An 8,433-nucleotide genomic window follows, 5' to 3' on the forward strand; every position below is an offset into this window, starting at 1 on the left:
CCGCGCGTTACAGCGCCGCCAGATGATGATCGGGCACGAAGCCGAGCAGTTTCACGTTGTCCGACAGTCCGGCCGCCTCGATACGCGCCTGCAACTCGCCGGCGAGCTTGCCCTTGCCCGCGATCAGCAGCAATACGTCCGGATGGCGCCGCTTCACGAGCCCGACCGAATCGATCAGATCCTCCAGCCCCATGCGCCGCACGAGCCGCCGCACCGCGAGCACGATGGGACGATCCTGCGGCAGTTGCAGCCGGTGCCGCGCCTCGGCGGGCGAGAGCGGCGTGTCGAATTGCGCGGTATCGACGCAGCCCGGCACGACGCGCACACGCGCCGGATCGATGCCGTAGCGGCTCGTCAGGATCTGGCCGAAGGCCTGCGACAGCACGATCAGCCGCGACGCGCGCGCATACACCGCCTGCTCCAGATATCGCTTCGCGCGCTGTCCGAGCGTCGCCGCGCCCTCGACCTGACTCTCGTCCGCCCACGGTCCCTGGAAATGCGACACCTGCGGAATGCCCCGCGTGACGTCGAGCCCGGGAAACGTGTACAGCGCGAAATGCGACGAAATCACGTCGGGCCGCTCGGCGCGGATCACGTCGCGCAGCGCGCGGCGAGCGGCGAGCATCCGGCGCGCGAGCGGCTGCGACGCGAGACCGAAACCGCGAATTGCGCCGCCGGTATCCGCCGCGACCTTCTCCGTGCCCGCGACGAGCCCACGCACCGCGACGCCCGCGCCGGGCAGCGCGCCGACCAGCGAGTAGTACATCCGATCGAGGCAGCCCGCGCGTTCGGGAAACCAGTGCATGCCGATTTGCAGCGATTTGATCGGCCGGGAAGAATGATTCGTCACGATTGCTCCTGCGTGATCGCAGGCTCGACACGCTCGAGTGCGGTCGGCTGCGAGGGTTGGCCGATGCGCCGGTAAAGCGCGAGGTACTGGGCGCCCATGCGCGCCCAGCCGAATTGCGTCATCAGGTCGCGTGCGGCGTCGCCCATCGCGCGGCACGTGTCGCGCGACGACGCCAGCGTGCCGATCGCCTGCGCAAGCGCGGCCGGATCGTCCGGGTCGTCGAGCACGATGCCGCATGCCGGCGTGATGATTTCGGCGCCGCCCGCGGTGCGCGCGGTGACGACCGGCAGCCCAGCCGCCATCGCCTCGAGCAGCGACAGGCTCATCGCCTCGTAGCGCGACGGAAACACGTAGGCGTCGGCCGAGCGCATCAGCGTCGGCATGTTCTTGACGAGGCCTAGGAAATGCACCCGCGCGTCGATCCCGAGCGTCCGCGCCTCTTCCGGGTATGGACTGCCCGGCAAATAGCCCGCGACCGCGAGATGCACGTTCGCCGGCAGCCGGGTCAGCGCCTTCAGCACGGTGCCGAGGTTCTTGCGCGGCGTGCGCAGGTCGCCGACGAACAGCAGCAGGAACACGTCGTCCGGCAGCCTGAACGCGCCGCGGTCCGGCTGTGCGTGCGCGAATGCGCTCGTATCGACGCCGTTATGGATCACGCTGATCTTCCGGCTGTCGATGCCCAGGCCGCCAATCTCGTCGGCCACCTTCTGCGAGACCGCCGTGATCGCCTTCGAACGCCGGTACGCCCAGCGTTCGAGCATCGCGTTCACGCGCGTATACACGTACTGATAGGCGGACCACGGGCCCTTCGTCAGTCCGAACGGGTAATACGGACTCTTGAACCAGCCGCCATGCACGAAGTGCGCGGTATTCACATCGGCCCTGATCCACGAGATGAAGCCGTTGACGTGCAGCACGTCGTAGCGGGCGCGGTTCAGGCGCAGCCACCATGCGCTCCTGAGCGCAAACACCTGCTGCCGGATCAGGTTCGACGGCCAGCATCGCCCCACCCTGACCGGCACCCAGCGCACGCGCGGGTCGGCAAGCAGCTCGGGCGCGACATGCGACGCGACCAGCGTGACCTCGCCATGCTCGGCGAGCGCCGCACGGGCGATTTCGTAGTTGACGCGGCCCTGTCCGTCGTTATGACGCACGACATGCGTGACGATCGCGATTCTCAATGTTCGGCTCCCCGTAAGCGCGCGGCGGACCGACGCTGGGCGAGACGTTGTGCCTTCTGCCAGTGCGCCGCGGAAAGAATCGAAAAAATGCTGGTGAACAACAGCAGCCCGCCCGTACCGATCAGCGAATTCGTGAATACGAGCATGGCGAACACCGACAGGCAAAGACTCAGGCACGCGCCGGCGAACTTGTCCTTGCGCAGCCTCATCGAGGCACGCAGCGTGCGCCCGATCAGCCACACGAGCCCCGCGAGATACAGCAATGTGCCGGGCCAGCCGAGCACGAACGGCACGTTCATCACGCCGCTGTCGAAGCTGCCGTATTTGCCGAGCTCGCCGCTGTCGCTCGACAGCTTGGTCGATGCGCCGGTCGCGCCCATCCCTTCGCCGGCGACGTCGGTAAACGCGGTCTCGGCAAACGTCGCGTAGAACTTGTTGCGGTCGTCGTAGCTGCGGTCGTCCTTCAGGTTCGCAATCGACTGCAGCCGCTGGCCGAGCCGGTCGGCGACGGGCCCGACGGTCAGGAGCGGCACGCTCAGCCCGGCCAGCACGACCGCGCTGACGATCATCCGCATCCGCACGCGGTTGCTCGACTGCAACAGCTGGATCGACAGTGCGATCACCCAGCCGCCCCACGTGGAGCGCACGAGGCACAGGCAAAACGAGATGAAGCCTGCCGCGCCGGCCAGCCAGCGGATCCGCTGCGGCGCGGCGAGCACGAACACGAGCGCGCCCATCATCGCGAACGCGAACGGCCCCGACGAGTTCATCGTGCTGAACACGCGCACGCCGTACGGCACCGGCTCACCCTGCGAGCTCATCTGCGAGCCGACCATCCACAGCACGTCCCACTGCGGCATCACGAAGAACTGCACCATGCCGTACAGGCCCATCACGAGCATGCCCGACATGAAGGTCGACAGCAGCACGTCGCGATACTCGGGGTAGTCGCGCGCGTTCACCAGGATGTGAAAGCCGATCAGCACCGGATACACCCAGTTCGCCAGATCGTAGGTCGCCGCCAGCACGCCGCTCGACACGATGCCGACGAGGTACGCATACAGCAGCCCGAACAGGATCAGCAGCACCGGGATCCCGCGCCGCTGCCCGAGCACGCGATAGTGACGCAACAGGCCGAGGCCGGCGATCATCGTCACCGCGAGCGGCGCGACCTGGATCAGGCTCGTCGGCGTGAAACCGCCCTTCGACCAGTCGGCGAGACGCCGCACTTCTGGACTCAGGAACCACGTCCACCACATGAAGCCGACGTAGCGGGCCGGGCTCTTCAGATACAGCCACAGGCCGACGACGATCGCCATCGCCGGGAACGCGAGCGTCAGCACCGTGCCCTGGTGCGCGGCGATCAGCGCCGCCGTGACCGTCCACAATGCGGCCTGCCCGGCCCAATGCCTCGGCCCGGCCAGCCAGCGGTGCGCCGGAGGACGCACATGCGCATCGGCAATCGAATGGCTCGTTGCTGTCATGTTCAACGCGGCGATGTGCGGGAATCCGCCAGCGGCGGCGTCGCGCCGGCCGGCGCCGACGCATGGCGCTGCCGCAACAGGTCGCGCGTAATCCGCACGTGCTGCGCGGCGAACGCCTGCGTCGTCAGATCGCGCTCGCGCAGGCGCGCGGCGGCCGCCCGTGCGACGGCCAGCGCATGGTCCGGCTGCGCGGCGAAGGCATCGGCCGCGCGCCGCAGCGCCTGCGCATCGAACGGCGGCACATAGGCGGCCGTATCGTGCGGGAAATAGTCGGGCAGGCCGCCGACGTCGGTCACGATCATCGGCTTGCCGACCGCAGCCGCCTCGAGCATCACCGTAATGCCGGATGCATGGCAGTTCGGCCGCAACGGCACGACGATCAGATCGGCCCACGCATACAGCGCATGCTGCTTCGCCAGCCCCGACGCCGACGCAATCCGCACGTTCGGCGCATGCCACTTGCGCGGCACGCGCCGGCGGGTCGCGAGCCGCACGTCGTAGCGTTCCTCGCCGCCGAACGCGGCGAGGAAGGTTTTCCAGTCGCGGTCGCGATCGTTGCCGATCGCCGCAATGCGCAACGGCCGGCTCGGTCGCCATTGCTGCGGCTCGTCGATCGGGAAATCCTGCGTATTCAGGCCGTACAGAACGAACACGGCATCGCGCTGGAGATAGCGGCGGCACAGCGCTGCATTGTCGCGCGCGAGCGTCGTCAGCACGTCGGCACGCGCGAGCAGCTTGCGGTACAGCCAACGGCGCAAGGCGCCGTAGCCGGCCCAGCGGTCGAACAGCCAGACGCTTTGCGCGAGCAGCAGCGGCCGTTTGCCGCGCTGGCCGCCCAGTTTCAGCACCAGCGCGGCGGCGAGGTGCTCCTGCTCGGTATGCGTCCAGATCACGTCGGCGTTCAGCAGCGCGTCACGGTTGCGCCACGCGTGCACGATGTCGAAGCCCAGCGCCGCCTTCAGGGCGCGGCGTACGATGCTGCCGATGCGGCGCTCGCGCGCATCCTGCGAATACGTCAGCGCGAATTCGTCGGACTCCGCATGGTGATAGCCGTACAGGCAGCCGATGTCCTCGCCTTTCCGGTAAGTACGCGGGTCGGCGCCGTGAAACAGATGAACATGGACCTTCGTTGCAGTCATGCGCCCTCTCCTGGTTCAGCCCTGTGCAATGCGCGCGGCCCGTTCATCGCGTCGCCCGCGGGAGCGCCGCCGAATGCGGCGCGTGACTGGCGCGGCGCGCGTCGCGTGCGCCCCGGCGCACCGCCCGCCAGTGCTCGCGCACGCGCGCGCCGTCGGCCGAGCGCAGCGCGAGCACGACGTGCGCCATGCCCGGATACACGCGCGTGCCGACGAGCGCGTACCACCACCACGCGATCTCGCGCCGCAGCGGCGGCAGATGCTCGCGCAGGATCAGGTGCAGGTTGTACGCGGCATTGCTGAGCGCGTTCAGCGATGCCGCGTCGCGCCGGTCGTCGTCGAAACGCTCGGCGGGATAGTGATCGACCGCGACTGCGGGATCGTAGACAAGCCGCCAGCCCGCGCGCTTCACGCGCATGCTGAATGCCATGTCGTTGTGCACCTGCGCGCCGGCGCCGCGCAACCGTGTATCGAAACGCAGCCGCTCGATCGCGGCGCGTCGGTAGCTCATGTTCGCGCCCTTCAGCATGTCGACCTCGCGCGCCCCGCCGACGCCGAGATGATGGTTGCCGACGATCCTGCCGGACACGATCAGGCATCCGACCCGCGGGCGGGATTCGTCGAGCACGCGGCCTTTCTCGTGTACCCAGTCGCGTCCGCCGAGCGCGCCCAGGCGCGCATCGGCGAGGAACGCGGCATCGATCCGCGCAATCCAGTCCGGGCGTGGCGCGGCATCGTCGTCGGTGATCGCGACGACGTCGCCGCTCGCCGCATCGAGCCCCTTGTTCAGCGCGGCGACCTGCCCCGGCATGTCGACCGGCACGATGCGCAGCGGCAGTACGCCGCCCACCGACGGATCGGCAAGACGCTCGTGGGTCGCATCGTCGTCGGGACGTGCGACGACGATCACCTCGTCGGGCAGGCGTGTCTGGCGCTGCAGCGCGAGCAGGCAGCGCGCCAGGTCGGCCGGCCGCCGGTAGGTCGGAACGAGTACGGATATCTTCAAGATTGCCTCTCCTGTCGCGTCGATTTCAGGCGTTCAGGTATTCGTGCACGGCCGCATAGCCGCGCCCGTAGCCGCGCGTCTTCTGCGGCACGCCGTTGAAGATGCCGCCTTGCAGGTCGACGCCCGCGGTGCGCAACCGCTTGATCGCATCGGCGATCTCGCCTTCGGTGTGCATGCCCGAGCGCAGCACGAGGAAGGTCGAGCCGGCCATGCGGCCGAAGATCGTCGCATCGGTGACGGCGAGTACCGGCGGCGAATCGACCAGCACCACGTCGTAGCGTTTGCCAAGGCCTTCGAGATACTGCGGCAGGCGCGCCGACATCAGCAGTTCGGACGGATTCGGCGGCCGCGTGCCGGCCGGAATGAACGACAGGCCCGGCACCGGCGTCTCGCGGATCGCATCCGCGAGCGCCGATTGATCGCTCAGCAGTTCAGACAGGCCCGGCGCCGGCGCGAGGCCGAAATAGCGGTCGAGCACACCGCGACGCATATCGGCGTCGATCAGCAGCACCTTTTTCCCGGAATGCGCGAGCAGCACCGCGAGATTGACCGCCAGGAAGCTCTTGCCGATGCCGGGTGTCGGGCCGGTCAGCACGATCACGCGGTTCTTCGCATCCATCAGCGCGAACTGCATCGCGGTGCGCAGGCTGCGCAGACTCTCGACGCTCAGATCCTTCGGACGCAGGCTCGCAAGAATCGGCCGCGTGCGGGCGCCGCCCTTTTCTGCCGCCGCATCGAGCCGCGCCTGCTCGGCGCTTTCCGGCACGAGCCCGTACAGCGGCAGGTTGAACGTGCGCTCGACCCGTTCGGGATCCTCGATGCCCTGAAGCAGGTTGCGGCGCAGGAACACGACACCCGTGCCGAGAATCAGCCCGAGAAACACCGCGGCCGACAGGATCAGCATTTTCTTCGGCTTGACCTGCACGCCCGGACGCAATGCCGAATCGACCAGATGGATGTTGCCGCCCGTGCCGGCCTTCTGCACCGACAGCTCCTGCACGCGGTTGAGCAGCAGCACGTAGATGTCCTCGGCGACCTTCGCATCGCGCTGCAGCTGCACGGACTTCACTTCGGTCGACGGCAGGCTGCGGAAGCGGTTGCTGAACTTGTCCTTCTCCGCCTGCAGCTGCGCGAGCTGTTGTTTGGCGGCAATCACGAGCGGATGCGCATCCGTGAAGCGCTGCGCGAGCGACGCGAGTTGCAGGCGCTGGGCGGCGATCTGCTGTTCGTATTGCACGCTGCCGCCGAGATAGACCTTCGCCTCGTCGCTCGCGTTGATCGATCCCGATGTGCGCTGATAATCGGTGAGCACCGCCTCGGCCCGCTCGAGATCGGATTTCAGGCGCGGCTCCTCGCCCTTCAGGAAATCGAGCATCTTGGTCGCCTCGGCCTGCTTCGCGATCACGTGCTGATTCAGGTACGAGTGCGCGAGCGCGTTTGCGATCTGCGCGGTCTGCTCCGGATCCTTGCCCTCGAGCGAGATCTGGATCACGCCCGTCTGCTTGCCCTGCTCGCCGACCTGGATACCCGACTGGAACGCGGTGATCGCATCGAGATCGTTCTGCCGGATCACCGTGAACTGCGTGCCCGGCCGCGCGACCAGCTTCGACACCGTGAGCGTCACGCCGCCGCCCTGCTCCGTTTCGCCGACGCGGCCGGCGAGCAGCTGGCCGCCGGCCGCGTCGAGCAGCCGGTAACTGCCGTTCGGGCCGGCGATCAGCGTCAGCTTCTTGCCTTCCAGCGCGGGCGTCACGCTGATCGCGTCGATGTCCGCGATCTCGCCGCCCCACGCGTACGACGACAGCCCGAGCCACGGCTTCGCCGGGCGGCCCGGCGTGGCCAGCCGCGCGGCGAGGCTGCCGAGCACGGGAATCGTCTTCGGCGTGATCGAGAAATTCAGCTTGAACTGCTCGACGACCGGCGTGACGACGCCGCGGCTCTTGATGATCTCCATTTCCGAATCGGTCGGCGGGGTCTGCGGGCCGCTGTTGATCATCGCGCCCGTTTGCGTCTGCGTCAGCGCCTGCGTCGTGTTGTCGTTGCCTTCGACCCGCACGTGCACGTCGGCCGAGTACACCGGTTTCGCGACATAGCAGTACACGCCGGCCAGGGCGATGACCATCGCCGCGATGCCGAGCAGCAGCCAGATGTCGTCGAGGATCACCTGGAGCAGCTGACCGAGCACGACATCTTCTTCCTCGGTCTTCGCGGCCATGTCCGCAAAGGGATGTTTCGCTTGCGTATTCACCATACGTTCCCGCTTCAATTGGGCCGGGGCATGCGCGTCGCCCCGGCGGTTAAGCTGCGCCGCGATCCGTCAACGCGTGATCTGCCGCATGTAGAAGATCGTCTGGATCGTCGGCAGCACTTGCTGCAGCACGCGGTTGAACTGCACCGAGCCCGCCGTGCTCACGTAGACGACGTCGAGCGGCTGAAGCTGGAAGCGGCTCGACAGCATCAGCGCGTCGGGCTGCGTCATGTCGAGGCGGAACACTTCCGGCCGGGTCGGGTTGTCGCGCATCCCGCGCATCACGTAGATCCTGCGCGGGTTCGCATCGGTATCGAGAATGACGCCGCCGGACGTCAGCGCGTCCGCGATCGTCAGCTTGCCCTTCATCATCGGAACCGCCACCGGCGTCTTCACTTCGCCCATGATGTACACGCGGCTGTCGCTGCGGTCCGGCACGTTGACGATGTCGCCCGGCTGCAGCATCACGTTCTGCGCAATCTCGCCGCGATCGAGCATGCCGTTCGCGTCGAGCGTGTAGAGCGTGCC

The 8,433-nt window shown here is 67.8% G+C and carries 5 protein-coding genes and 2 pseudogenes; all 7 read right to left on the reverse strand.

The window, feature by feature from the left end; translation table 11 throughout:
• Positions 1-10: 10 nt before the first annotated feature.
• Positions 11-805, reverse strand: a pseudogene (locus KH616_RS17215) (glycosyltransferase family 4 protein); the annotation flags it as partial.
• 41 nt (positions 806-846) lie between these two features.
• Positions 847-2,031, reverse strand: a complete 1,185-nt coding sequence (locus KH616_RS17220; RefSeq protein ID WP_292248552.1) for a glycosyltransferase family 4 protein — start codon at positions 2,029-2,031, stop codon at positions 847-849.
• Positions 2,028-3,515 carry a glucose-6-phosphate isomerase gene (locus tag KH616_RS17225; protein ID WP_292248555.1) on the reverse strand — a complete coding sequence of 496 codons (1,488 nt, stop codon included), beginning with the start codon at positions 3,513-3,515 and terminating at the stop codon, positions 2,028-2,030. Before KH616_RS17225 ends, KH616_RS17220 begins: the two co-directional genes overlap by 4 nt.
• Positions 3,516-3,517: 2 nt before the next feature.
• Positions 3,518-4,654 (reverse strand): glycosyltransferase family 4 protein, encoded by a 1,137-nt coding sequence (locus KH616_RS17230; RefSeq protein WP_292248558.1) that lies wholly within the window; start codon positions 4,652-4,654, stop codon positions 3,518-3,520.
• Positions 4,655-4,697: 43 nt separating this feature from the next.
• Complete coding sequence (locus tag KH616_RS17235; RefSeq protein WP_292248561.1) at positions 4,698-5,657, reverse strand: glycosyltransferase; 960 nt, start codon at positions 5,655-5,657, stop codon at positions 4,698-4,700.
• 25 nt (positions 5,658-5,682) lie between these two features.
• Positions 5,683-7,908 (reverse strand): polysaccharide biosynthesis tyrosine autokinase, encoded by a 2,226-nt coding sequence (locus KH616_RS17240; protein ID WP_292248564.1) that lies wholly within the window; start codon positions 7,906-7,908, stop codon positions 5,683-5,685.
• A gap of 66 nt (positions 7,909-7,974) precedes the next feature.
• Positions 7,975-8,433: pseudogene (locus KH616_RS17245) on the reverse strand (exopolysaccharide biosynthesis protein); the annotation flags it as partial.

The organism is Burkholderia sp., from assembly GCF_018375725.1.
In the GTDB taxonomy this organism is placed as follows: domain Bacteria; phylum Pseudomonadota; class Gammaproteobacteria; order Burkholderiales; family Burkholderiaceae; genus Burkholderia.

Bases quoted from the DNA above. Each gene is read 5' to 3' on its own strand.
- KH616_RS17225 (WP_292248555.1), bottom strand. From the start codon at position 3,515: ATGACAGCAACGAGCCATTCGATTGCCGATGCGCATGTGCGTCCTCCG.
- KH616_RS17230 (WP_292248558.1), bottom strand. From the start codon at position 4,654: ATGACTGCAACGAAGGTCCATGTTCATCTGTTTCACGGCGCCGACCCG.
- KH616_RS17240 (WP_292248564.1), bottom strand. From the start codon at position 7,908: ATGGTGAATACGCAAGCGAAACATCCCTTTGCGGACATGGCCGCGAAG.